Raw genomic sequence first — 22,261 nt, 5'->3', positions numbered from 1 at the left:
AAGTACATGAAAAAGTGGTTATTTGGCCTTCTAGTCCTTATTTTGGCAGCTTCGGTTGCTGCATGTGGAAATAAAGAAGAGTCCTCAGGCGGCAGCTCCGATAACGGGGACAAAACTGAAGAAATTAAAATTGGAAGTATCATAGATGCATCCGGAAGTGCAGCCCCACTCGGAAAGCCGGAAGAAGAAACTATTAAAATGATCATTGACGAAGTAAATGATCAAGGAGGAATCGACGGTAAAAAAATTAAGTTGATCTCTATTGATTCCAAATCCGACCAAAACGAAGCTGTATTGGGAATGAAAAAATTGATTGAACAAGAAAAAGTTACAGCAATTGTCGGGGGTACAATCAGCGGAAACAGCTTGGCGATGATTCCTCTAGCTGAAAAAGCACAGGTTCCATACATTTCTTTGGCGGCAAGTAAGCAAATCAATAATCCTGATGACAACTCACCACGTGAATGGACATTTAAGACGGCTCAGGGCGATGACGTAGTTATTCCGAAATTATTGGAATATTTAGAAGGCAAGAACTTAAAGAAAGTTGCATGGTTGAGTGTTGCCAACTCTTACGGTACGAGCGGCCACGAGGAGTTTGAAAAGCTTAAAGGCGACTATGGTATTGAATCTGTCATCGAAGAAGAGTTTGAAGCAACTGTCAATGATGCAAAGTCCATGCTTACAAGGGTTAAAAAAGCCAATCCGGAAGCAATAATTGTTTGGGGTACTGCACAAGAGTCAGCTGTTGTGACAAAGAACATCCGTGAGATCGGCTTGGATGTACCAATCATTGAAAGCCATGGGATTGGAACTAAGGAATTTATTGAACTTGCAGGAGATGCAGCAAATGGAGTCATCTTCCCTGCCGGCAAACTGCTCGTGGTAGATGAATTGGACGATAGTGATCAACAAAAAGAAGAGTTGAAAAAGTTCAAGACAAGCTATGAAAATAAATTTGACAAAGCAGCCAGCACCTTTGGCGGACATGCCTATGATGGAATTTACATTTTACTTAATGCATTGGAAGAAGCGGGAGCAGATAAAGACAAACTCCGGGAAGCCTTGGAAAGCACCAAGGGATTTGTAGGGATTTCTGGTGTCTTTAACATGGAGGCTGACGATCATAACGGTCTTAAATCCGACAGTCTGACCATGATTGAAATTAAAGATGGCGAATGGAAAAAAGGAGAGTAATTATTTGGCAGGGAATCTAGCTATTCCCTGCTTTCTCCTTAATTACAACACTTCTTTGTGATTACCCTGAAAGGAGCTTAAATGATGGAGCTATTAACCCAGATACTGCAATTGATTTTCTCAGGCTTGACGATTGGTAGTATTTACGCTCTGATCGCCATTGGCTTTGTCATAACGTATAATATCACCGGCGTCCTGAATTTTGCCCAAGGAGAATTTGCCATGCTTGGCGCCATGTTGGCAATCACCTTTGTTTCCATGAATATGCCTATGTTCGTCGGAATCATCTTGAGCATTTTGATTGTAGTTCTTGTCGGCGGAATTTTTGAAAGGACTGCCATTTATCCTGCGAGGAATTCATCCTTGCCCACCCTTATCATCATTACTATCGGAGTGGCCATTGCCATACGCGGGCTGGCTATTTTACTTTGGGGAACTCAGCCTAAATCACTGGCTCCCTTTACAAAAAACGATCCCATAAATATAATGAATGCCGTTTTGCTTCCACAAAGTATTTGGGCTATTTGCATTTCAGTCGTCAGCCTAATTGCAATGTTCTATTTTTTCAATAAAACTTTTGTTGGAAAAGCCGTAACAGCCTGTGTTGTCAATCGCAACGCTGCCCGACTTATGGGTATCAGACCTGAATGGATGTCCTTTCTTTCGATTTCTGTCAGTGCAGGATTGGGAGCGGTAGCTGGTATTATCATTGCCCCAATATCTGGCGCTTCCTATGAAATGGGCCTCATGCTGGGAGTAAAAGCTTTTGTTGCAGCGGTCATCGGCGGACTGACAAATGCCCCTGCTGCAATTATTGGAGCTTTCATGATTGGGATTTTGGAGTCATTCACCGAGGGTCTGTGGACTTCCGGCTACAAGGATGCCGTCATTTTTGCTTTGCTTTTGCTTGTGTTGTTTTTCAAGCCAAGTGGATTATTTGCAAAAGCAAGCGGAAAGCGGGTATAAGATATGATTGATAATAAAAACCGACAAAAACAATATATCGGAATTGCCCTGTTGGTTGCAATTCTCACCATAATTCCCTTCTTTGCAAATTCTTTTATGCTGAGCGTCCTGATTTTAATTGGATTATATGCAATTGTGACTTCGGGACTGACGATGCTGATGGGTTATGCGGGCCAAATTTCACTGGGGCATGCCGCATTTTATGGTATTGGGGCTTATTCTGCTGCTATTGTCACAGGAACATACGGCCTACCCAGCATTTTGGGCATTCTCACTGGTATTGTCATCGCCTCAGTAATTGCTGTGATTATCGGTATTCCAACGTTGAAATTAAAGGAAAACTACTTGGCGCTTGCAACGCTTGGATTCGGAATTATCATTTTTGTATTCTTTAAAGAGTTTAAGGAACTTACTGGCGGTCTAAATGGATTTTTCGGTATCCCGTCTTTCGAAATCTTAGGATTTGCATTTAATACGGATATGAGATTCTATTATTTGGTCTGGCTGATTCTTCTTTTAAGCATCTTATTCTCAAGCAATATTATCCATTCACGGGTTGGCAGGGCTTTAAGATCCATTCACGGAAGCGATATTGCCGCCAACTCCATCGGTGTCAATATTCAGCAGTATAAGTTGCAAGTATTTGTTTTAAGTGCGATATACGCTTCGATTTCCGGAAGTCTATACGCACACTATGTATCTTTCATCAACCCTGAGTTATTTACGGCAATGGAATCTATCAGCCTGTTGATCATGGTTGTCATCGGAGGTTCCTCAAGTATTTGGGGCGGTATGATTGGAGCTGTCGTATATGTTTTGCTGAATGAAGGGCTCAAAGACCTTGTCCCTATGGTGCTGCCAAGTGTCGGAGGAGAATTCCAAATTATTTTTTTCGGAGTCCTGCTTGTAGTCATTTTGATTTATATGCCGCAAGGGCTTGCGCCAGCTTTAGGAAAACTATGGAACCTGATTTCTTTTAGCGGAAAAAAAGAACAGCCTTCCATTAAGAAGGACGAAACAAATGTGTCGGCGGGAGGTAGTAAATGATGAGCAATCCCTTGTTGGATGTCCAAGGTCTGACAAAGTCATTTGGAGGAGTCATTGCGGTAAGTGACGTCAATTTCCACCTCAATCCAGGTGAAATAGTTGCGGTCATCGGACCGAACGGCGCTGGAAAAACAACCTTGTTCAACATGATAACAGGAGTATTTCCCCCCACATCGGGCAAGATCTTTTTCCAAAAAGAAGAAATTACGGGCAAGCAGCCATTTCAAATCGCAAACGCAGGAATTACCCGGACGTTTCAAAATCTGCAAATCTTTGAAAATATGACAGTAATAGAAAATGTCATGACAGGTGTTCATTGTCGATTAAAAACTGGCTTTTTAACATCCGGCTTTCGCCTTCCTTCAGTTAGGAAAGAAGAAAAACAGGCTTATGAGATTGCCATGCACTTTTTAGAAAAAGTGGGAATTTCCGCCCTTGCACATGAGGATTCCAAAGTGCTGCCCTACGGAAACCAACGATTACTGGAAATCGCTCGGGCTGCTGCTTCCTCCCCAAAATTGATCTTGCTGGATGAACCGATGGCCGGTTTGAATCCCCAAGAATCAGCCCAGCTTGTTCAGGTCATACGACAAATGAGGATGGAGGGCATGACGTTCCTATTTGTTGAACATGACATGGAAACGGTCATGGGGATTTCAGACCGGATTGTCGTCATCGATTATGGCAAAAAAATTGCCGAAGGGACTCCGGCTGAAATCTATGAGAATGAAAAAGTCATTGCCGCCTATTTGGGAACTGATGACGAGGAGGCGATCTAGATGCTGGAAGTTAAAAACATTCATACGTATCACGGTTTTTTACATGTACTAAAAGGCATATCTTTTGAACTCGAGAAAGGTGAAATCTTTGCTATCGTAGGTTCTAACGGCGCTGGAAAAAGTACTTTGCTGGGAACGATTGCAGGCGTCTATCTCCAAAAAGAAGGAGAAATTATTTACGAAGGTCAAAACATCGGGAAAATGAAAGTGGAAGAAATCGTGAAACAGGGCATCTGCCTTGTCCCGGAACGCAGGCAAATATTTGATTCTCTATCAGTAAAGGACAACCTGATGCTTGGAGCCTATCATCGGTTAAAAACAAGCAAAACTATACAGAAAGACATCGACCGATGTTATGAATTATTTCCTAAATTAAAAACGATGGAAGACCGGCCCGGCGGCTTGTTAAGCGGCGGAGAACAACAGATGCTGGCTATCGCCCGCGGGTTGATGTCGAATCCAAAGCTGATGATGCTTGACGAGCCGTCATTAGGGCTTGCCCCATTGATCGTGAAAGACATCATGAACATACTTGAACATCTCCGGGAAGAATTCAAGACAACGATCATTTTGGTAGAGCAAAATGTAAGAGCTGCACTTAAAGTGGCGGATCGTGCCTGCGTCATAGAGCGGGGAGAAATCGTAATCAAGGGAATGGCAAAAGAGCTGATGAAAGACCCCCGCGTCAGGGATGCCTATCTGGGAGGAAAAAAAGAGTCCAGCTTCATTTCTTGAAGCCGGACTCTTCTTCCATTTGCTCCACTGGAACAAAAAATTCATTTTTACGGTAAACAGTTGCATCCATAGTCGCTAGCAATTCATCTTCACAACTCACTTTAATCTTATACCATGCAAGCCTGTTGCTCCTCTTCTCTTCAACGGCTTCTGCCCTTAAAATATCCCCTTCTCTTGCAGGTGACATGAAATTCATTGTTGTCGTCAACCCCATTGCCGTCTTTCCGTAAGAATTGCTGGCCGATGCGAAAACATAATCGGCGAGGGAAAACAATATTGCCCCATGAACAGTTCCATGGGTATTCAGCATATGTTTTTGTACTTCCAATGTTGCAGCCGCTGTCCCTTCCCCAAGGGATTCCAGCTTCATTCCAATATGTTTTGCATAAGGCTCCTGCTCCAATATGGAATAGATCTCTCCATAAAATGTTTCATGGACTTTTCTTTCATTGATTTTTTTCATAATTTGCGTTAAAGGACTGTTGAGATTTTAGCATAAGAAGTATATACGCCAGGCTCAATGTGCCTTAAGGTTGAACCTGCTTTTTTTCTGTCCTTTGCTTCCTCCTTTATATTTGTCGTTCGTTCAACTTATCTGCAATCATCTGCTAATATAAATTGAATTAAATATTTTTCCCCTGAGAAGCCACCGTTGATTTCCGTTACAGGCGGACGCTTTTGCGCGGCCTGCGGGGTCTCATGTCTCAAGCTACTCCCGCAAGACCCAGAAATAGCTTCTTCGAATGAGTATCTCACGAAGGAAATGCAAAGTATTTTCGAGGAATTGCCGCCTATCAATGCAATCAACGAACCGTTTTTTTATGATTTGTACAATGGAAGTTGCTCCGGTTTATTACTAGATGAATAATATTTATTTCAACCTATATAAAATATGAATTTAAACGAACCTTGTATCACTTTATAAACGAATTATACATTTAGCGTTATGTTTAATCAACTAAATCTTTAGAACTTTTGATAAACTTTTTAAATATGTATGATAGAATAATAATAATCGACAGACGCTAGATGATATGGAGGTAGAATCATGCTTTCTATTAGACAAGTGCTAGATGGTTACAGAACAAAGAAATTCTCTCCTGTAGAAGTGACAAAGGAATATTTAAAAAGAGCGAAACAGGCAGAATCTCTCAACGCTTTTATTCTACTTACTGAGGAAACATCCTTGAATCAAGCAAAAATATCAGAAATGCGCTGGTCAATGGGATATGCTGGACGGCTTGAAGGAGTGCCTTTGTCGTACAAAGATAATATCCATGTCAAGGGCATTCCAGCTACAAGCGGATCAAGGATTGATCAAAACTTTGTACCTAAGCAAAATGCTCCTGTCATTTCCACACTTCTAAACGAGGGGGCAGTGATGGTGGGTAAAACGAATATGCATGAATTTGCTTTTGGGATAACAAATAATAATCCATTCTATGGACCTGCGAGGAACCCTTGGAATCCCGACTATATTTCTGGAGGATCTAGCGGAGGATCCGCTGTTTCTGTGGCTGCTGAATTAAGTGCAGCTTCCATTGGAACAGATACAGGCGGCTCCATTAGAATTCCAGCATCATGCTGCGGGCTCATCGGATTAAAGCCCACACATGGTTTAATCAATAATGACGGTGTCACCCCAATTTCATGGACACTGGATCATAATGGGACTATTACCAAAAATATAGATGACCTTGCTTTAATGATGGAAGCGTTGACAAATGTCAGCTATTCGAATGCCGACACATCGTTAAAAGGACGGAGGATCGGCGTCCCCTCAAATTATTTTACTGACAGGATAGAATCTGAGGTTTTGGAAATATACAAGCAGACTCTCCTCAAATTGGAGAATTTGGGCGCCCTGCTATTTGATGTTGAGATTCCACATGTTGAAGAAGCGGCCTCTTTGACGTTTACATTGGCAATTGCGGAGGCCGGGTTTGTTCATAAAGACCGAATATACCGCGGGATTAAAAATTATGGAGCGGATGTTAAACAGGTAATGGAGAATGCTCATTCGATCAGTGCTATCGATTATATCAACGCCCTTAAGAGAAGAGGGATAATAGCAGAGGCTTTCAATCATTTATTTAATGAAGTTGATCTTATCATTGCACCGACCTTGCCAATTCTTCCTAAACCTGTGGGCATGGACATTGTTTCAATCAATGGGGAATCCGAACCGATTTTTAACTCCATGATCAGATATACATCCTATTTCAATTTAACAGGGCATCCCGTAATTTCCATCCCTGCGGGTCTCAGTCGTGAAAAGTTGCCCATCGGAGTACAGTTGATCGGTCCAAAACTGGACGAACAGCAGCTCATTGCCGCTGCTGGAGTTTTTGAAAGACATTATTTGGAGGATTTTTATAAAACAAGGGAAAAAGTTTGTGCGGAACAGGTGTTAAATCTTCAATAGGTTGATCACGATATAAAAAAAGGGGAATATGGTTCTTCCCCTTTCGTTGCGATATATACAGGAGTTAGTCCTCCCACTCTTCGGCAATAATTTCTTTTTTTAATAAATACTCAAATGTGACATCGGCTAGCTCCCTGATTTCATCTTCTGAAGGAATGAAACCCCTATTGATGAGTTCTTGGTAAAAGAATTCAGCAATTTCTTCTGTATCAATAAACACATCTATCTCGCGCATTTCATTCCGCCCCTTTTTATTTTTTATTCTCTGTTTCTAAATATAATTCCCAAGCTTCATCGAAAATAGCAAGCGTGGATTGGTAGCTGCCGTTCAATTCGAGATAGTCACTAATTTCATAGTAGTCCATAGAATCTTTCGGAAAGCCATGATCTTTATACACTTCTTCAGCAAAATAACTAAAATCATCCTTTGATTCCGGCTGCCGGTATTTGAGTAAAAAATGATAAAAAGTTTTCTTCATCGTCCTATTCGCCTTTCAGCCTTAGTTGTTAATTCACTATAGCCGATTGTCAAATGCATGTAAACAAAAAATACCTGGATCAGAAAGGACATTCTTTTCTTTCCTAAAATGTATGCAATATTAGCTATAAAAAGCCCCCTAATTTCAGGGAGCTTAATTCATTTCGCTTTATTATTCGGTTTAATTTTAACACCAGCATGCGCCAATGATGATCAACAGGATGAACAGTACAACAATCAGCGCAAAGCCGCCTCCAAAGCCAAAACCGCCAACTCCTCCTACTCCACATCCACCATATCCGTATGCTGGGGATACAAACCCATCGCATCCACAACCGCCGTAGCCGCCATATCCGCCATAATACATGTCATCACTCCTCATTTCTTATAGTCTCTTCATCCATATACTATGTAGGAGTTTCGTGGGCCGCATGTGCTTTAGCCCATTTTTTAAGAAATGAGGGATGTATGCTGAGCAGGCGTTTGATTCATTCAAACAAGCGTTTATATTCGGGATAACCCTCCTCTTCCAGATTTTCCACGGGAATGAAGCGCATTGAAGCGGAATTTATACAATATCTTAGTCCCGCAGGACCCGGCCCATCAGGAAAAACATGCCCCAAATGAGAATTAGCTGTCTTGCTCCTCACTTCAGTCCGAACCATCCCATGGCTGAAATCCTCATTCTCCAATATCTCTTCGTCTTCTATAGGTTTAGTGAAGCTTGGCCAGCCGCAACCGGCATCATACTGATCCAAAGAACTGAATAAAGGTTTCCCCGAAATGATATCAACATATATCCCTTCGGCTGTATTATCCCAGTATTCATTGTGGAAAGGAGGTTCTGTCCCATTATTTTGGGTCACTTCATATTGAAGCGGTGTCAATTTTTTTCTAAGTTCATTTTTTTCCATGTTGATCCCCCCAATGTCGCTCTATGAATGATGCTCTTCCAGAGCCATGTTGATACGCAGTATAGCGTTCGGGATTTTTTTGATAAAATTGTTGATGATACTCTTCCGCTTCGTAAAAAGGCTTGGCCGGCTCAATGGAAACAGCAATCGTATCTGCGAATTTCTTACTCTCATCGAGTTTTTGCTTCGACTCTTCGGCAAGAACGCGCTGTTCTTCATTATGATAAAAAATAGCAGGACGGTATGAATCACCCCGGTCGTAAAACTGTCCCCCTGCATCTGTCGGATCAATTTGCATCCAATAAATTTCAAGAAGTTCACCATAAGAAATGATAGATGGATCAAAAGTGATTTGCACTGCCTCGGTATGGCCCGTTAATCCTGAACAAACTTGTTCATAGGTTGGGTTTTCCGTAGATCCGCCTGTATATCCTGATACGACTTTCTTAATTCCAGGCATTTCGTCAAACGGCTTGACCATACACCAAAAGCATCCTCCTGCAAAAGTAGCCAGTTCCTGCCGCTTTTCGGATTTCATCAGATTCAACTCCTCGAATAACATATTTTATTCTGACGGAACAAGCATTTTCATAGAGATTCTGTCATTTGCAAGGTCAAATTCCTGTACTCTGACTTGTATTCCGTTATTCAGTCTCATTTGCTGCAGCGCCACATATACCTGCTCGTCATTTGGCTGGATGATTACCCAGGATGGAAATTTGTAGGCATCACGTATAAACTTCATTATATACGAAACCGGCAGTTTCATATCTCCAAGATAAACATCTTTTTGTTCAAGGACCAGGTCGCCATTTTCCAATGCTTTTGGCTCAAATGTCATTTTCAACTGAAGGGCTTGTGAAAATACCGACACCTCACCATAAAGTTCAACTTCATCGGTTAGAAATACATTGTAATGAATAGGCCCGTTTAAGCCTTCTTTTTCAATATAGTAATTGATGAGTTTGTTTAAGTCCTCTTTTTTGGTATTAATCGTAAACTCCGAATATTTGCTTGTATCCGTTTTTTTCTGAGGAATTCCGTTTTGATCAGATGATAAAAACAGGAGCAACCCAATACTGAAAACAAATACCAGATTTAGAGCGGCCAATACCAAAAAACCGATCTTCCAATAATTTCTTTTTGCCATTATTGTTTCCCCCGTAATGCAGACTTACAAATTTACAAATAGTCTTCTGCAACTAGATAATCATAAATCCGTTCTGCAATCAACTCATAGCCTCTCGTATTCGGATGGAAATAATCAGTATACAGCAAGCTCTCCTCATTATTTTCAAAGATATCAGCAACAGGTACAAATAGCGTATGATTATATTTCGTAACCGTCTCATAACTGACATTGTTCCAATTATCGACAACTTGATCCATTTCCTTTATGTCTGAAAACCATTTAATAAATGGATTGTAAATACCTACAAGAACAATTCCTGCGTCGCTGTTGTAACTCCTGATTAATGCAATGATTTCATCCAGCCTTTCCTGGTACGCATCTTCCGCTGCAATAAACTTATTCAGTTTCAGTCCCAGAAGATTCTCTCTGAAAACCTGCATTACATCATTCCCGCCGATTGTGATGATTACCATATCGGCCTCCATTATGTCTGCCATGACTGACTGTTGCTTCAGGCGTTTCAATAATTGATCTGTCCTGTTTCCTTTTTTTCCGTGATTTTCAAATTCCACTTTATTGATACTTTTCAGCTTTTCCAGGTCCTCTTTTAAAAAAGGAATATAGCCGCCAAGCTTATCGTCTGCTCCAACACCCTGAGTTAGTGAGTCCCCTACAGAAACAATTTTAACATCATTAGGTATAAAATCAGCCGGAGGGTACTGTTTAGCTTTCAATGCGGTTTTTTTATTACTCAGATCCTTATTTTGAATAGCACAGCCGGACATGAGTAACAGCGTGCTTAACAATGCAATTAAATATTTTTTCATCAGGCTTGCCCACTCACTTTGTTTAAGTGCTTTCATTATAACATCATATGCAAAAGATAATAAAAAAGATAATAGGAAAAGTGGAAGCGCATGTTCAAAGAAATGCGCAAGCTCCTTGCTCAGCGAGGGCAAAACAAGACGATTCCCGAGGTGTCAACTCGTAAGCGAAGCTGCTGATTTCAATCACGCCATGTAAAACTTCTCAGAAATGCTTCGTGCATCTTTGCGACGAGCTGAACATGACCTTTTCGAATCAGTTCCTTGCAAGCTTGTGACCTCGAACGGCAAGGCGCTGAAGGATGGCGTCAGTTAGCGATGTCCTCGAAAAAGCTATCGATTTTTCTTCGTGCGAAGTAACGCTGACGAAGCTTTCCTTGTCCTGACCCTTGCCTGCACTAGCATCTCCTGTGCATCGCTAGACACAGAAAAGCTTCTTTTTAATAAAATTTCCCATAACGAGTTACACTTTACTTTCAAAAGAAAAGCAACCCTTTAATTACCCCATCAATTATTCGGCATAATAGGAAAAACCGATTGCCCCCTGTCCAGTATGCGTGCTGATAACCGGGCTCGTCCAAAGTATTTCTACGGAATGGTAACCAGCCTTTTCCTCTATCTGTTCTTTTAATTTCAAGGCAAAATCAATGCCATTTGCATGAGCAACACTTGCGTACTTGACTGTTTTCCCTTTAACATCGCTCATAAACTGTTTCACAATATATTTAATTGCCTGTGATTGGCTTCGAACTTTGGCAACAGGCGAATATTCCCCATCTTCTAGGATGGCAATCGGTTTGATATTTAAAAAGGACCCTATCAATGCAGTCCCTTTTCCGATTCTCCCTCCTTTGACAAGGTTTTCGAGTGTATCCACAACGACGAATAAATTGGTGTTTTTTCTTATTTGGTTCAAAACATTAGTAATCTCTTCCGTCGAACAACCTTCTTTCGCCAATTTGGCTGCTTCTCGAACTTGGAATCCCAATGCTTTGGAAATAAACAAAGAATCCACTACAGTCACTTTGCCATCTGCCATTCCGGCAGCAGTTCTTGCTGACTCGACAGTTCCGCTCAATTTTCCAGACATATGTATAGACAAAACTTCACTTCCATCTTCTGTCAGCTGATTATACAAATTGAGGAACTCCCCTGCTGCAGGCTGGGAACTTTTAGGCAAACTTTTGAACTGTTGCATTTTTTCTATGAACTGTTCCGAAGAAATATCGACGCCATCCAAAAATGATTCCTCTCCTATGGAAATGCTTAATGGCACAACATGAATGTTTAATTCAATTAACTCTTCTTTTGTAAAGTCACTGCTGGAATCGGTAACTATTTTTATCACTTTGAAACACATCCTCAGAGCTTTTTTGTTTTACTGGTGACATTGAACTAAAGTGCAAGCGCCTTGATCAGCCCTGACAAGCACAAGACGATACCCGAGGAGGAAGTTCTTTAGCCAAGCTGTCCACCACATCATGTGAAACATCTTTGAAAATTCTTCATGCGGCTTTACGACGGGCTGAACCAAGACCTCTTCAAATATGCTATGGCGCAGGAGCACACTCTTCCTTGAATGCTTGTGACCTCGACGGGCTAGGCAGCTGGCCACCTCAAAACGCCACGTCCTCGAAAAAGCTGACGCTTTTCCTTCGTGCGATGTAACGCTGCCGAAACTTTCCTTGTCCCTGTGGCTTCGGTGGCACTAGCACTTCCTATGCGTAGGAGCTGGACAAAGGACATCTTAATTAAAGTCCAAAAGTAGGAAGAACTACCATTTCCTCAACAACGAAAAAGCGAACACAGCGGTTCGCTTTTTTTCGTTTAGGAAACTACAAAATTCCAGTCTTGTGGATAACTTGTTAATCGGATTATGCTACGTCCAGCTCCAGCGCCTATCGACTAGCAGACTTCGCGCCTCCGCCTACGATAAGTCAACATCGGCTCCTTCGTCGCCGTGTTTCCTTTATCTCGTTGGAGTCACTCCAGTCTGTACGTCGATGAACAGGCGCTTCCGCATTTGTTCAATCCCGTTCGTATATCTGGAATTCATAATCATATGGGTTTTTATCATCTTTCGGACCTTTTTCCGCTGATTTTAAACGCCATTTCTCCCAATCAATTTCAGGAAAATATGTATCTCCTTCAAAGCAAGCTCTGATTTTTGTTACATATAACCGGTCCACATGGTTTAAAAACAGCTTAAATATCTCGGATCCGCCTGTAATAAAGACCTCCGGACCGTTTTCCTCAATCCAATCGAGCAGATCTTCCTTCGAATGAAAAACGAGACAGCCTTCTGCCGTATAGGCTGTGTCCCTGGTCAAGATGATATTTGTCCGCCCAGGCAATGGCCTTCCGATAGATTCATATGTTTTTCTCCCCATGACAATCGGACGCCCCATTGTTGTTTCTTTAAAATATTTCAGGTCGGCAGGCAGCCTCCATGGTAGTTCGTTATTATTTCCAATCAGGCCATTTTCGTCCTGGGCCCATAGAAAAGAGATCATACACTCACTGCTCCTTTAATATGCGGTTGGGCATCGTAATCTTCCAAGGTAAAGTCTTCGAATGTAAAAGCAAATAAATCTTTTACTTCCGGATTTATGAGCATTTTTGGAAGTGGACCCGGTTTCCTTGTTAGCTGCAGTTTCACCTGGTCTACATGATTTTTATAAATGTGGGCATCACCCAAAGTATGAACGAATTCTCCCGGCTTAAGGCCTGCAACCTGTGCCATCATCATCGTCAATAATGCATACGACGCAATATTGAAAGGCACGCCGAGAAAAATATCTGCGGAACGCTGATAAAGCTGGCAGGATAGTTTTCCATCCGCCACATAAAACTGGAACAGGCAATGGCATGGCGGCAGTGCCATTTTGTCCAACTCACCCACGTTCCAAGCATTGACAATCATACGGCGCGAATTGGGATTTGTCCGAAGCTGCTCTAAAACATCTTTAATTTGATCAACCGTATTCCCATCAGCCGTCTCCCAAGACCTCCATTGTTTTCCGTAAACAGGACCAAGATCGCCGTGTTCATCAGCCCATTCGTTCCATATTCTGACTCCATTGTCCTGGAGGTATTTCACATTCGTATCTCCGGCCAAAAACCAGAGGAGTTCATATATGATTGACCGTACGTGAAGTTTCTTTGTAGTTAAAAGCGGAAATCCATTTTCCAAGTCGTACCTCATTTGATATCCGAAAGTGCTGATCGTACCGGTACCGGTTCTATCATCCTTGACCGTACCGTTTTCAAGCACATGGCTGCATAATTTCAAATACTGTTCCATAGAATAAACCCTCGCTTTATTTTAAGCTGCTTAAAAAAGTATACATCTTCGGAGCCTTCCTTTTCAATTGCTCCCTGGTATCTGCAGAATAGAAATAATAAGCAAAACACTCTGCAAAATATTCTTCTTTGTAATCAAGAAAATAATCCATGCCCGGAAAAAGGGAGCTTGCTTCCTGTTCCCATGCTTGGGTAATCTTCTGATCTGCTTTTCCATCATTAAAGGAAAAATGCTGCAGGGAATGTGCAAGCTCGTGATATTCGAGATTTACTGAGCCATGCCCTTCTCCTTTTTCACTTGATCCAATTTTGACAAAAACAAACTGGGAGCCTCCAGCTCCCGGCAAATCATCCCATGATGCGGTATCGGGATAACCCCTCGGCACTTTTCCTTTCAAATGCTTTGCGTACGGTTGATCCGTCAACATTCCCTCGAAAAGGATAATTTTTACGTCATGTTCATTTATAGCCGAAAGTACCGATTTTGGCAAAAAATCTAATCTATTGATGATTTTTTCCGCTTCCGTTTCGTTAAATTCCTCTTCGGGCAACATGACAGAATCTTTCAAGAGATTACCAGACTGTAAATTCAGTTCATTATATAATTTGGTGTCTCCAAGGGAAACCCCAATATCAGTAGCCTTGGACAAGTCTGAAATTAAAAAAACAACAGGGAAAATAAGAAGGACTATGATGATTTTCTTCATTCCGGGGTGCCCCTTCTCTACTAATATTTTTCGCTTTAGGATACATAAAATTATATCATACTTAGCGAGAGATTTAGAGATTCCCAGAAGAATTTCATCGTTACATATCGATACGGCAGGAAGGATTTTACGATAATGTTCATCAAACGACAAAGATGTCTTAAGAATGGTAAAAATTTTGAGTTGAGGTATAATATGAGTATTCGTTTGGATTAAGGAGGGTTAACAGATGACATCAGTACTAGTTTCAATCGGACTCATTGTTATGCTTGGCTATTTCGTTTATATGAATATTGCTGATTAAGAGCTTTGGGCATTAGAGCAGCCCAAAGCTCTCTCCTTTTACATACAATTTTTTTCAAAAGCGGTTGTTAAACCAGCGACGATGTCTTCAAGCTCATTATCCTCTATCTCTTCTCTTGGAATAAAATGAACGACCTCATTTCCCTTCATTAATGCAATCGAAGGTGATGATGGTTCGTAGCCGGTAAAATATTCACGCATTTTGGCCGTTGCTTCCCTCTCTTGGCCGGCAAACACCGTGACGAGATGATCCGGCTTATGAGGGCTTTCCTCTATTGCCTTGATGGCCGCCGGTCTTGCAAGACCAGCAGCACAACCGCAGACCGAGTTGACGACAACAAGCGTTGTTCCTGTCACCTGACTCATATACTCTTCTACTTCTTCAGGAGTTAAAAGTTCCTTAAAGTTTGCACGTACAAGTTGTTCCCTCATCGGTTTTATTACTTGTTTCATGTATTCCTCATAGGCCATTGACATGGTGATTCCTCCATTTCCGTTAATTCGTTGTTTGTTTCCTTGCTTCGGTCATTTGTTTCCAAACCGAGCCTTTCGCCTCTTCTCCACCCTCAATTCGTTCAATCGCCATTTTTATCTGCAAACGCACTTCAAATTCCGGATCATTTTCAGCGGCCTTAAGGGCAGGCAATACCCGCTCATCACCCACTTCATATAAGAACATTGCAGCCCGCCATCGCACGATTCTACTCTTGTCTCTGAGTGCCTGGCTCATCTGTTCCATCGCTTCAGGAAAGCCGAGATCTGATAAACAATCCCCTGCAGTTCTTCTGACAGTGACTGTTTTATCGTGAAGCCCCGCGTATAAAAGAGGAAGAACTTTTTTATCTTCGATCATTCCGAGATATACAACTGCCAGTCTACGAATTGAAGATTTTTCATCATGCAGTGCTTTTTCCAGCACAGGCAAATCTTCAAGTCCCGGCGTCTCCATCTGTTCCAGGAGCTGATATCTTTTTCTCCAATCAGGTTCTTCGAGCATTCCTGGTGTAAGCTTGATTAGCTTCCTAGATGTAACAGCTCGGACAAGATCAGGATTTTTGGCATTTTCTACAAGCTGATTTAATCTGTCTTCCGGGTAGGCTGCTCCCAGCTCCTCTGCTACCTGTTGGCCAATCGTATCCAAATCGCCGTATCTAACACCCATGTCCTTCCATTTTCTTAGAAGTACATAGTTTTCACCTTCCGACTGAGCCGCTGTCATGGCTTCCATAAAGCGTTCGGGGAGTCCGAATCTCTTTTCCTCGGTCCCGGTGGAAAGCTTGACCTGGAGCGGAATGCCTTTGAACATTTGCACCTGTACATCTACTTCACCGTAATGCTCATCCACCCGTTTATCACTTTCATTTGCAGCTTGCGGATCCTCGCCGAATACTTCCCTTACTTTTGGTAAAATTTCTTCCCAATGGAACTTTCCGTTTCTTTCCACAGCCAGAAAATCGGCGACGTGATAAACTCCCTTAACACCATCTATTTCCAGAATCTCTTTTATATAAGGAGGTGCTGTGTCGGTATTTTCCTTCTTATAATTATTGCTCACGCCCGCTTCAAGTTCCTCGCTTAAAATCACCTTCATCGTATTTGGACTCGGTGTCGGTTCAATTGTTTTTATATGCATGACAATCCACCTTTCCCGCAAATTATCGATTGAATAGCCGTATCGTTATTGTATCATAGACGCCTACTGGCCCCTAATGATCAAATTCATTGAACTAATGCCCAAGCGTTTATTGGCTAAAACCGATTAAAAAAGGGCGCAAACACAGATGGTTTGCCCCATATAAAATATACCAATCCAGTCACTAGCAAACCTCACACCGTTTTTTCCTGTCTCAAAACAGTCCGATGGCCCGTCCTTGTTCATCCACATCCATATGATTTGCTGCGGGTTCCTTTGGAAGACCCGGCATTGTCATCATCTCGCCTGTCAACGCCACTATAAAGCCGGCGCCCAGCTTAGGCTTGAGCTCGCGGACATGGATGATGAAGTCTTCAGGCCGGCCTAGCTTTGCGGGATCGTCCGAAAGTGAATATTGTGTTTTCGCCATACAAATTGGCAGATTTCCCCAACCAAAATCTTCAAACTCTTTCAATTGCTTCATTGCCGCAACAGAAAATTCTACATCCTTTCCGCCATATACTTCCTGAACGATTGTCCTGATTTTGCCTTCAAGTGATTCTGAAATGTCGTATAAATAATTGAATTGACTATTATCCTTTTCTATTTCATGCAACACTTTTTCGGCAAGGCGGATCCCGCCTTCCCCGCCTTTTTCCCAAACTTCAGTCAATGCAACCGGTATGGAATGTCTGTCACACCATTTCTCAAGCAGAGTTACTTCAGACTCAGTATCGGCAGAAAACTTGTTGATCGCCACAACAAAAGGCAATCCGAATTTTGCTATTGTTTCGGTATGTTTCTTGAGGTTTTCCAAGCCTTTTTCAAGAGCCATGATATTTTCATGGGTCAATTCATCTTTCGGAACTCCACCATGCATCTTTAAGGCCCTGATTGTTGCCACAATAACGACTGCATCCGGCTGCAGTCCGGCGTTTCTGGATTTAATATGAAGAAATTTTTCGGCACCCAGATCTGCTCCAAAGCCGGATTCTGTCACCACGTAATCACCTATTTTTGCCGCCGTTTTCGTAGCCATGATGCTGTTGCACCCATGGGCAATATTAGCGAACGGACCGCCGTGGATAATGGCCGGAGTATGTTCGATTGTTTGGACAAGATTTGGTTTGAGTGCATCCTTTAACAATAATGAAAGTGCACCTTGAACTCCGAGATCTTTAACCGTAACAGGCTTCTTATCTGTATTATAGGCAATGACCATTCTGGAAAGTCTGCGTTTCAAATCATCCAAATCCGTCGACAGGCACAGCACCGCCATGATTTCGGACGCGACAGTAATATCGAATCCATCCTCTCGCGGAACACCCTGAGCTGGTCCTCCCAGGCCTACGACCACTTCTCGCAAAGCACGGTCATTCAAATCGACGGCTCTTTTCCAGGCAATTCTGCGCTGATCGATCTTCAATTTATTACCCTGTTGCATGTGATTATCCAGCAAAGCTGCAAGCGCATTGTTTGCTGTAGTTATCGCATGCAGATCACCTGTAAAATGCAAATTGATATCTTCCATTGGTAGAACTTGTGACCGGCCACCACCAGTAGCCCCGCCCTTGATTCCCATCGTCGGACCAAGCGAAGGCTCCCTTAGGGCAATGACGGTCTTTTTTCCAAGCTTGGATAGAGCATCTCCCAGGCCTACCGTTACTGTGGATTTCCCTTCACCAGCAGGGGTTGGGTTGATGGATGTGACAAGAATAAGCTTCCCATCTTTGTTCGTTTGAAGTTCTTTAATCTTTTCATAAGAAATCTTTGCTTTGTATTTCCCATAGTATTCAATGTCATCATCAAACAGGCCGATCTTCTCTGCTACTTGCTGGATAGGCCATAATTCAGAGGTCTGTGCAATTTCAATATCACTCATTGGCTTTTTTTGGCTCACATGGGTTCCTCCTGATATTTTTTAAACCAATTGTACCATATTACACCATCTTTTCCTTACCCGATGACGAATCCTGTTCCTTATTTTAATTGTCACTAACACCTTCGGCTTTCAGATGAATAATACTCTTGGTTGAGTTAATTATTAAAGTTGATTTCCGCTCCAGAAGGACGCTTTCAAGGTAACGGTCGGTGAGTCTCCTCGTCGCCGGTATTTTAAAGAGGGGCAAAGCCCCTTTTCTGCCAAGACCTTCGCCTTTCTTGCAAGACATCAACAAAAAACATATTAAGCCAAGTCCTCAATAAAAGAGAAAAACGCTTCGAACGAAATTGTTCAAAGCGTTTGTACGTGATATGCATTACTGATTGGCTGTTTCCTCTTCATTTTTTTCCTGAACAAGCTGCAGGTCTGCCATCCTGTCTGGACACTCTTCAAAGTATTGTACCAGGTCGCCGATTCGGTCAATTGAATTCCAGCTCAAATGATGTTCGATTCCTTCCACATCTTCATATATATTTTCATCTTCTACCCCGATAATTTTTAGAAACCTTTCTAGAAGATCGTGCCGTTCGACCAGCCGTTTGCCTATTTTTTTTCCTTTTGATGTAAGAATAAGGCCTCTGTATCGTTCATAATGAAGATAGCTTTCCCGATCTAGTTTCTGAACCATTTTCGTAACCGAGGAGGGATGGACTTCAAGAGCTTCTGCGATATCTGAAACTCTAGCATATCCTTTGTTACTGATTAGCAAATATATTTGTTCAATATAATCCTCCATGCTTGGGGTTGGCATCTGTCAATTTCCCTCCTCTATCCAGTGATAAGCACATAAAAGTGTACTATAAGAAGCCTGTTTTAACAAGTGATGACTGTCCTCCCTGCGTTTTCTGTTATTATAATTTTCGAATTAATCGAGTTAGTTTGCCATCGTTTTCTTGACTCTTTATTTTTCCTGTTGTATAGTTGATTTATCATTTAAGCAAAATATAGGGAATCTACAGATTTTTCAGTTGTTTTGCTTTATGATAATATTTTTTCATAGGCAGCAGTGCCGAAAGATTTAGGAGGATTAAGTGCATGCAAAACGGAAAAGTAAAATGGTTTAACAATGAAAAAGGTTACGGTTTCATCGAAGTTGAGGGCGGAGACGACGTTTTCGTACATTTTACCGCAATCCAAGGAGAAGGCTTTAAAACATTGGAAGAAGGCGAAGAAGTTTCTTTCGAAATTGTTGAAGGAAACCGTGGGCCTCAAGCAGCTAACGTAAATAAAGTAGCTTCTATATAAAAAAGTTTGAAAGGCTGGCAATTTTTTTGTCAGCCTTTTATTGTTTTATTAATAAATTCCCTTTTCTTTGAAGGCTCTCACCAACTGTACACTGTTTGATGCAAAAATGGTGAGCATAGGTCTTGCTATATTCTTTTCTAAAATGCTTCTTTAAAAAGCAGTCCTCACAATATTCTTTAAGTAAATGATTAATTTCCTTCATCACTTTCGAACGGTTCATCTTTTGCGACCAACCTTCCCTTTACACTCAATCTTAACAAAATACATCGTTTTTCTATTTTTCAATTTTGAGGTGGCTATCAATCATGTTGTCTTGAAGTGCCTGGCTCGCAAGTTTGTGCGCTTCTTTATTTTCATTCCTGGATATAATCTTGAATGTCGGCTTCAACCCCAATGACTTGATTAAATCTTCAATCCTGTCAAGCCAGCGGTTAAGAGCTTTTTCATAGCAGGGCCATTCTCCCTCAAGCTGTTTAATAACTCCCTGTGCATCCCCTTTGAACACACAAGGCATATGATGCACCTCAAGTTGCTGAAGCAATTTTACAGCATTGTATAATGCGGCATATTCAGCTTCGCTACTGCTTTGCAGCTCGAGTAATTTTGCATTATTTCTTAATCGATACGTTTCCTGTCCTTTTTCATAATAAATGACTATGCCAATCCCGGCATTTTCAGTTTCACGATCATAGCCGCCGTCAAAATAGACTATGGGATTCCTCGGCTCCTCTTCCATTTTCTCCATTAACTTATTGAATTCCTTTAAGGTCCATTCCCTGCCCATTTCATCCATTACATAAATATCTTTGATCCTGCCTGTCTTTACCATATCGGTTACCAACGGTTTGATTTCCCTATCTTCAAACCATTCCGATTCCAACAGAAGCGCTTTTGTTTTCATACCCTTATACTGAAATTTCAGCTTTATGTTCATTCAACTGATCCCTCAATGTAGTTTTGTTGGTTCCATCCATCATCTCATACTATAATGTATGGTAAGTTCTTTAACTATGATATTTCCCCAGTTGCGGGAAAATAACCGAACGAAAGAGGCCGAATAAGTGATTGAAGTATACATAGACGGCGCTAGTGCCGGAAATCCAGGGCCGAGCGGAATCGGCATTTACATAAAAAAGAACGGTTTTAGCGAAAGCTATTCAATTCCGCTCGACTGTTTAAGCAACCACGAAGCTGAATTCATGGCCTTGATTAAAGCATTAGAAATTTGTCGGGGTCATTCCTATTCAATCATTTCAGTAAGATCTGACTCTTCGCTTGTAGTCGATGCCATGGAAAAAGAATTCACTCGCAACAAAAAGTATGCCCAGCTTTTAGATACGGCGCTTTATCTTGCAAAATTTTTCGATCTGTTTTTCATCAAGTGGATTCCTTCAAAGGAAAACAAAAAAGCGGATGAGCTTGCAAAAAAAGCCATCCAAAAAATCAAATCAAAGCCCAATGAAGCTTAATTGGGAGTTCGATCAACGGGACATTTCCCATTCTTCAAAAGGGTTATCCGCCTTTGCCTTATCAAAAAGGTGTAACTGTCGGCGTACACTGTTCAACTCATGCTCTTGAACGAAATCAAATGCGGTTTGCGGAATCCCTGACCATCCGGCCTTTTCTATGTCCATTGTAATAGGAACCTCGCAATGTATTTTTGCAAGTTCCCGGGATAGAAACATCATTTCTTTATCCTGCTCTATCTTATTTCTTTGTCCTGGTGTCAAAACTGATAAATTTTCCAACAATGTCTCAATATCGCCATACTCCTGAATAAGTCTAGTGGCGGTCTTCTCACCGATGCCTTTTACACCGGGATACCCGTCGCTCGCATCTCCCATCAGTGCCTTCACATCGACCAGCTGCTCAGGGTCCAATTGGTAGTCGGTCGTAAAAAGACTCTTTGTATGCTTGGCGTAATTCCCGATCCCTTTTTGCATGATCCACACATTCACCCGATTATCCAGGATTTGGAGCAGGTCGCGGTCCCCCGTCAAAACGGTAATTTCCATTTCCCCTTTTACCTGTTTGCAAATTGTGCCGATGCAATCATCAGCTTCATACCCTTGAAGGCCAACATTCGGTATCTCAAAAGCAGAAGTCACTTCTTTGGCCAAATCGAATTGGGGCAGCAGCTCTACAGGAGGAGCTTCCCGATTGGACTTGTAATCTTGGAAAATATCATTTCTGAAAGTTTTGCTTCCCATATCCCAGCAAACGGCAACATGCGTAGGTTCAGAGGTCTCCATAGCGGTTAGGAAGTGACGTAAAAAACCCTGGACCGCGTTTGTTGGAACCCCCTTGCTGTTGAACATAAATTGCTTTCTGATGGCCGTCGCAAAAAACGAACGGAAAAGCAGTGCCATTCCGTCAACTAGTAACAATCGATTATTATTCATCAATGGATACACCTTTCAACCAAATTTAATATAAAACTATTATAACAAAGAAAAGAACATGGCGCTTAGCCTTAGGCGACAAGCACAAGGCTAATCATGATTTAAAGAAAATATTTCGTATGATTTTAAGTTTTCATATTTTGCATAAAAAAACAGGGCATCTTGAACTGCACCCTAATTGTTAGACACCATCTAACAATTGGAGGTGTGGTTTTTTTATGGCCAAATA

The 22,261-nt window shown here is 41.7% G+C and carries 27 protein-coding genes; 8 read left to right on the top strand and 19 right to left on the bottom strand.

Translation table 11 applies throughout. From position 1 onward, the window contains the following. Positions 1-6 precede the first annotated feature (6 nt). The 5 genes from D4T97_RS13805 (at position 7) to D4T97_RS13785 (ending at position 4,724) form a co-directional block, all read left to right on the top strand. Positions 7-1,197, top strand: a complete 1,191-nt coding sequence (locus D4T97_RS13805) for an ABC transporter substrate-binding protein (RefSeq protein ID WP_126051344.1) — start codon at positions 7-9, stop codon at positions 1,195-1,197. Positions 1,198-1,281: 84 nt separating this feature from the next. Beyond that, positions 1,282-2,163, top strand: a complete 882-nt coding sequence (locus D4T97_RS13800; RefSeq protein ID WP_126051343.1) for a branched-chain amino acid ABC transporter permease — start codon at positions 1,282-1,284, stop codon at positions 2,161-2,163. A 3-nt stretch (positions 2,164-2,166) separates the two neighbouring features. After that, a complete protein-coding gene (locus D4T97_RS13795) occupies positions 2,167-3,210 on the top strand; it encodes a branched-chain amino acid ABC transporter permease (RefSeq protein WP_126051342.1) in 1,044 nt (347 codons plus the stop codon). Then, positions 3,210-3,989: an ABC transporter ATP-binding protein gene (locus tag D4T97_RS13790; RefSeq protein ID WP_206435577.1), complete on the top strand. Its 780-nt coding sequence runs from the start codon at positions 3,210-3,212 to the stop codon at positions 3,987-3,989. The genes D4T97_RS13795 and D4T97_RS13790 overlap by 1 nt, the downstream gene beginning before the upstream one ends. After that, a complete protein-coding gene (locus tag D4T97_RS13785; protein ID WP_126051340.1) occupies positions 3,990-4,724 on the top strand; it encodes an ABC transporter ATP-binding protein in 735 nt (244 codons plus the stop codon). Here D4T97_RS13785 and D4T97_RS13780 read toward each other — a convergent pair. Then, complete coding sequence (locus tag D4T97_RS13780; RefSeq protein WP_126051339.1) at positions 4,714-5,187, bottom strand: hotdog fold thioesterase; 474 nt, start codon at positions 5,185-5,187, stop codon at positions 4,714-4,716. The genes D4T97_RS13785 and D4T97_RS13780 overlap by 11 nt on opposite strands. A 585-nt stretch (positions 5,188-5,772) precedes the next feature. Between D4T97_RS13780 and D4T97_RS13775 the strand changes: the two genes are divergently transcribed. Further along, on the top strand, positions 5,773-7,149 hold the full coding sequence (locus tag D4T97_RS13775) for an amidase (protein ID WP_126051338.1): 1,377 nt from the start codon (positions 5,773-5,775) through the stop codon (positions 7,147-7,149). A 64-nt stretch (positions 7,150-7,213) separates the two neighbouring features. Here D4T97_RS13775 and D4T97_RS13770 read toward each other — a convergent pair whose 3' ends face one another. From D4T97_RS13770 to mntR, 15 genes are all read right to left on the bottom strand, one after another. Next, the gene (locus D4T97_RS13770) at positions 7,214-7,384 is read right to left on the bottom strand and encodes a YozD family protein (RefSeq protein WP_126051337.1); all 171 of its coding nucleotides are present in this window, start codon (positions 7,382-7,384) and stop codon (positions 7,214-7,216) included. Between the two features lie 16 nt (positions 7,385-7,400). Continuing rightward, entirely contained in the window at positions 7,401-7,628 is a 228-nt protein-coding gene (locus D4T97_RS13765; RefSeq protein WP_126051336.1) for a YozE family protein, read from the bottom strand. Between the two features lie 186 nt (positions 7,629-7,814). Further along, positions 7,815-8,009: a YjcZ family sporulation protein gene (locus tag D4T97_RS20980; protein ID WP_408021612.1), complete on the bottom strand. Its 195-nt coding sequence runs from the start codon at positions 8,007-8,009 to the stop codon at positions 7,815-7,817. 106 nt (positions 8,010-8,115) lie between these two features. Then, positions 8,116-8,541, bottom strand: coding sequence for a peptide-methionine (R)-S-oxide reductase MsrB (gene msrB, locus D4T97_RS13755; RefSeq protein WP_126051335.1), 426 nt, complete (start codon positions 8,539-8,541; stop codon positions 8,116-8,118). Beyond that, positions 8,528-9,079 (bottom strand): peptide-methionine (S)-S-oxide reductase MsrA, encoded by a 552-nt coding sequence (msrA, locus tag D4T97_RS13750; RefSeq protein ID WP_126051334.1) that lies wholly within the window; start codon positions 9,077-9,079, stop codon positions 8,528-8,530. Before msrA ends, msrB begins: the two co-directional genes overlap by 14 nt. Positions 9,080-9,106: 27 nt before the next feature. Continuing rightward, a complete protein-coding gene (locus tag D4T97_RS13745; RefSeq protein ID WP_126051333.1) occupies positions 9,107-9,691 on the bottom strand; it encodes a YpmS family protein in 585 nt (194 codons plus the stop codon). 32 nt (positions 9,692-9,723) lie between these two features. After that, positions 9,724-10,536, bottom strand: a complete 813-nt coding sequence (locus tag D4T97_RS13740; RefSeq protein WP_235872254.1) for an SGNH/GDSL hydrolase family protein — start codon at positions 10,534-10,536, stop codon at positions 9,724-9,726. Positions 10,537-11,008: 472 nt separating this feature from the next. Further along, positions 11,009-11,857 carry a DegV family protein gene (locus D4T97_RS13735; RefSeq protein WP_126051332.1) on the bottom strand — a complete coding sequence of 283 codons (849 nt, stop codon included), beginning with the start codon at positions 11,855-11,857 and terminating at the stop codon, positions 11,009-11,011. 667 nt (positions 11,858-12,524) lie between these two features. Further along, on the bottom strand, positions 12,525-13,010 hold the full coding sequence (locus D4T97_RS13730) for a dihydrofolate reductase (RefSeq protein ID WP_126051331.1): 486 nt from the start codon (positions 13,008-13,010) through the stop codon (positions 12,525-12,527). Next, positions 13,007-13,801 (bottom strand): thymidylate synthase, encoded by a 795-nt coding sequence (locus D4T97_RS13725; RefSeq protein ID WP_126051330.1) that lies wholly within the window; start codon positions 13,799-13,801, stop codon positions 13,007-13,009. Before D4T97_RS13725 ends, D4T97_RS13730 begins: the two co-directional genes overlap by 4 nt. Positions 13,802-13,817: 16 nt before the next feature. Continuing rightward, positions 13,818-14,507 carry an anthrax toxin lethal factor-related metalloendopeptidase gene (locus D4T97_RS13720; protein ID WP_126051329.1) on the bottom strand — a complete coding sequence of 230 codons (690 nt, stop codon included), beginning with the start codon at positions 14,505-14,507 and terminating at the stop codon, positions 13,818-13,820. 342 nt (positions 14,508-14,849) lie between these two features. Next, positions 14,850-15,287 (bottom strand): BrxA/BrxB family bacilliredoxin, encoded by a 438-nt coding sequence (locus tag D4T97_RS13715; RefSeq protein ID WP_126051328.1) that lies wholly within the window; start codon positions 15,285-15,287, stop codon positions 14,850-14,852. 19 nt (positions 15,288-15,306) lie between these two features. Further along, positions 15,307-16,443, bottom strand: coding sequence for a conserved virulence factor C family protein (locus tag D4T97_RS13710; RefSeq protein WP_126051327.1), 1,137 nt, complete (start codon positions 16,441-16,443; stop codon positions 15,307-15,309). A 214-nt stretch (positions 16,444-16,657) separates the two neighbouring features. After that, the gene (locus D4T97_RS13705; protein WP_126051511.1) at positions 16,658-18,325 is read right to left on the bottom strand and encodes a formate--tetrahydrofolate ligase; all 1,668 of its coding nucleotides are present in this window, start codon (positions 18,323-18,325) and stop codon (positions 16,658-16,660) included. Positions 18,326-18,701: 376 nt separating this feature from the next. Next, positions 18,702-19,136: a transcriptional regulator MntR gene (mntR, locus tag D4T97_RS13700; protein ID WP_126051326.1), complete on the bottom strand. Its 435-nt coding sequence runs from the start codon at positions 19,134-19,136 to the stop codon at positions 18,702-18,704. A 284-nt stretch (positions 19,137-19,420) separates the two neighbouring features. Here mntR and cspD point away from each other — a divergent pair, with 284 nt between their 5' ends. Then, complete coding sequence (gene cspD, locus D4T97_RS13695; protein WP_120117437.1) at positions 19,421-19,630, top strand: cold-shock protein CspD; 210 nt, start codon at positions 19,421-19,423, stop codon at positions 19,628-19,630. Positions 19,631-19,667: 37 nt separating this feature from the next. Here cspD and D4T97_RS13690 read toward each other — a convergent pair whose 3' ends face one another. Next, complete coding sequence (locus tag D4T97_RS13690; RefSeq protein WP_126051325.1) at positions 19,668-19,850, bottom strand: zinc-finger domain-containing protein; 183 nt, start codon at positions 19,848-19,850, stop codon at positions 19,668-19,670. A 54-nt stretch (positions 19,851-19,904) separates the two neighbouring features. Continuing rightward, a complete protein-coding gene (locus D4T97_RS13685) occupies positions 19,905-20,564 on the bottom strand; it encodes a reverse transcriptase-like protein (RefSeq protein ID WP_126051324.1) in 660 nt (219 codons plus the stop codon). 127 nt (positions 20,565-20,691) lie between these two features. On the opposite strand from D4T97_RS13685, the gene D4T97_RS13680 reads away from it, so the two are divergent. Then, positions 20,692-21,099 (top strand): reverse transcriptase-like protein, encoded by a 408-nt coding sequence (locus tag D4T97_RS13680; RefSeq protein WP_126051323.1) that lies wholly within the window; start codon positions 20,692-20,694, stop codon positions 21,097-21,099. Positions 21,100-21,111: 12 nt separating this feature from the next. Here the strand turns inward: D4T97_RS13680 and D4T97_RS13675 are convergent, their stop codons facing one another. Next, positions 21,112-22,032 carry a 5'-3' exonuclease gene (locus tag D4T97_RS13675; protein ID WP_126051322.1) on the bottom strand — a complete coding sequence of 307 codons (921 nt, stop codon included), beginning with the start codon at positions 22,030-22,032 and terminating at the stop codon, positions 21,112-21,114. Positions 22,033-22,261: the final 229 nt, after the last annotated feature.

The sequence above is a fragment of the Siminovitchia acidinfaciens genome (genome assembly GCF_003605385.1).
In the GTDB taxonomy this organism is placed as follows: Bacteria; Bacillota; Bacilli; order Bacillales; family Bacillaceae_C; genus Siminovitchia; species Siminovitchia acidinfaciens.
This window is presented reverse-complemented; position numbering and strand designations above follow the sequence as displayed.

Coding starts and splice junctions, on each gene's coding strand:
- D4T97_RS13740 (WP_235872254.1), bottom strand. CDS start 10,536: ATGAAAGCACTTAAACAAAGTGAGTGGGCAAGCCTGATGAAAAAATAT.
- D4T97_RS13790 (WP_206435577.1), top strand. CDS start 3,210: ATGAGCAATCCCTTGTTGGATGTCCAAGGTCTGACAAAGTCATTTGGA.
- D4T97_RS13775 (WP_126051338.1), top strand. CDS start 5,773: ATGCTTTCTATTAGACAAGTGCTAGATGGTTACAGAACAAAGAAATTC.
- D4T97_RS13675 (WP_126051322.1), bottom strand. CDS start 22,032: ATGAATAATAATCGATTGTTACTAGTTGACGGAATGGCACTGCTTTTC.
- D4T97_RS13770 (WP_126051337.1), bottom strand. CDS start 7,384: ATGCGCGAGATAGATGTGTTTATTGATACAGAAGAAATTGCTGAATTC.
- D4T97_RS13720 (WP_126051329.1), bottom strand. CDS start 14,507: ATGAAGAAAATCATCATAGTCCTTCTTATTTTCCCTGTTGTTTTTTTA.
- D4T97_RS13765 (WP_126051336.1), bottom strand. CDS start 7,628: ATGAAGAAAACTTTTTATCATTTTTTACTCAAATACCGGCAGCCGGAA.
- D4T97_RS13745 (WP_126051333.1), bottom strand. CDS start 9,691: ATGGCAAAAAGAAATTATTGGAAGATCGGTTTTTTGGTATTGGCCGCT.
- D4T97_RS13715 (WP_126051328.1), bottom strand. CDS start 15,287: ATGTCAATGGCCTATGAGGAATACATGAAACAAGTAATAAAACCGATG.
- cspD (WP_120117437.1), top strand. CDS start 19,421: ATGCAAAACGGAAAAGTAAAATGGTTTAACAATGAAAAAGGTTACGGT.
- D4T97_RS13685 (WP_126051324.1), bottom strand. CDS start 20,564: ATGAACATAAAGCTGAAATTTCAGTATAAGGGTATGAAAACAAAAGCG.
- D4T97_RS13785 (WP_126051340.1), top strand. CDS start 3,990: ATGCTGGAAGTTAAAAACATTCATACGTATCACGGTTTTTTACATGTA.
- D4T97_RS13730 (WP_126051331.1), bottom strand. CDS start 13,010: ATGATCTCTTTTCTATGGGCCCAGGACGAAAATGGCCTGATTGGAAAT.
- D4T97_RS13725 (WP_126051330.1), bottom strand. CDS start 13,801: ATGGAACAGTATTTGAAATTATGCAGCCATGTGCTTGAAAACGGTACG.
- D4T97_RS13805 (WP_126051344.1), top strand. CDS start 7: ATGAAAAAGTGGTTATTTGGCCTTCTAGTCCTTATTTTGGCAGCTTCG.
- D4T97_RS13795 (WP_126051342.1), top strand. CDS start 2,167: ATGATTGATAATAAAAACCGACAAAAACAATATATCGGAATTGCCCTG.
- D4T97_RS13690 (WP_126051325.1), bottom strand. CDS start 19,850: ATGAACCGTTCGAAAGTGATGAAGGAAATTAATCATTTACTTAAAGAA.
- D4T97_RS20980 (WP_408021612.1), bottom strand. CDS start 8,009: ATGAGGAGTGATGACATGTATTATGGCGGATATGGCGGCTACGGCGGT.
- msrB (WP_126051335.1), bottom strand. CDS start 8,541: ATGGAAAAAAATGAACTTAGAAAAAAATTGACACCGCTTCAATATGAA.
- D4T97_RS13800 (WP_126051343.1), top strand. CDS start 1,282: ATGGAGCTATTAACCCAGATACTGCAATTGATTTTCTCAGGCTTGACG.
- D4T97_RS13705 (WP_126051511.1), bottom strand. CDS start 18,325: ATGAGTGATATTGAAATTGCACAGACCTCTGAATTATGGCCTATCCAG.
- D4T97_RS13710 (WP_126051327.1), bottom strand. CDS start 16,443: ATGCATATAAAAACAATTGAACCGACACCGAGTCCAAATACGATGAAG.
- msrA (WP_126051334.1), bottom strand. CDS start 9,079: ATGAAATCCGAAAAGCGGCAGGAACTGGCTACTTTTGCAGGAGGATGC.
- D4T97_RS13735 (WP_126051332.1), bottom strand. CDS start 11,857: ATGTGTTTCAAAGTGATAAAAATAGTTACCGATTCCAGCAGTGACTTT.
- mntR (WP_126051326.1), bottom strand. CDS start 19,136: ATGCCAACCCCAAGCATGGAGGATTATATTGAACAAATATATTTGCTA.
- D4T97_RS13780 (WP_126051339.1), bottom strand. CDS start 5,187: ATGAAAAAAATCAATGAAAGAAAAGTCCATGAAACATTTTATGGAGAG.